1 protein-coding gene is annotated in these 786 nt (G+C 62.3%); it reads right to left on the bottom strand.

The features are described 5' to 3' along the window. Positions 1–786 (bottom strand): bifunctional UDP-4-keto-pentose/UDP-xylose synthase (locus tag AC1DOP_RS27170; protein WP_477254399.1); only part of this gene is annotated, 786 nt, incomplete at both ends.

The following is a 786-nucleotide window of genomic DNA, read 5'->3' as shown; positions in this document are numbered from 1 at the left end:
GATCTTCGGCACGCGGTTCTGCACGTCCTGGTAGCCGGCGCCGTAGTAGGCGCCCGAGCTGGTCTCGACGATCTGCACCTTCTGCGCGCCGGCCGCGTATTCCGGGTACTCGGCGGCCAGCTCGAGCATCATGCCGGCCAGGTCGCGGATCGAATAATTGTTGGCCGGGTTGCCGATGTTGTAGATCTGGCCGCTGGCCTTGCCGTCCTTGTTCTCGATGATCTTCATGAGGGCCTCGATGCCGTCATCGATATAGGTGAAGGCGCGCTTCTGGTGGCCGCCGTCGACCAGCGAGATGGTCTCGCCGCGCACGATGTGGCCGAAGAACTGGGTCAGCACGCGCGAGGAGCCTTCCTTCGGGGTGTGGATCGAATCCAGGCCGGCGCCGACCCAGTTGAAGGGGCGGAACAGGGTAAAGTTCAAGCCTTCCATGCCGTAGCCCCAGATCACGCGGTCCATCAGCTGTTTCGAGCAGGCGTAGATCCAGCGCGGCTTGTTGATCGGGCCGTAGACCAGCTCCGAATTCTCCGGATCGAATTCCTCGTCGTGGCACATGCCGTAGACTTCCGAGGTCGACGGGAACACCAGGTGCTTGCCGTACTTGGCGGCCGAGCGCACGATCGGCAGGTTGGCTTCGAAGTCGAGTTCGAACACGCGCAGCGGCTGCTGCACATAGGTCGAGGGCGTGGCGATGGCGACCAGCGGCAGGATCACGTCGCACTTCTTGACGTGGTACTCGACCCATTCCTTGTTGATCGTGATGTCGCCTTCGAAGAAGTGCATGCG

This window comes from Massilia sp. 01N410 (assembly GCF_056399665.1).
The sequence above is the reverse complement of the archived record's forward strand: the minus strand, read 5'-3'. Positions and strand labels throughout refer to the sequence as shown.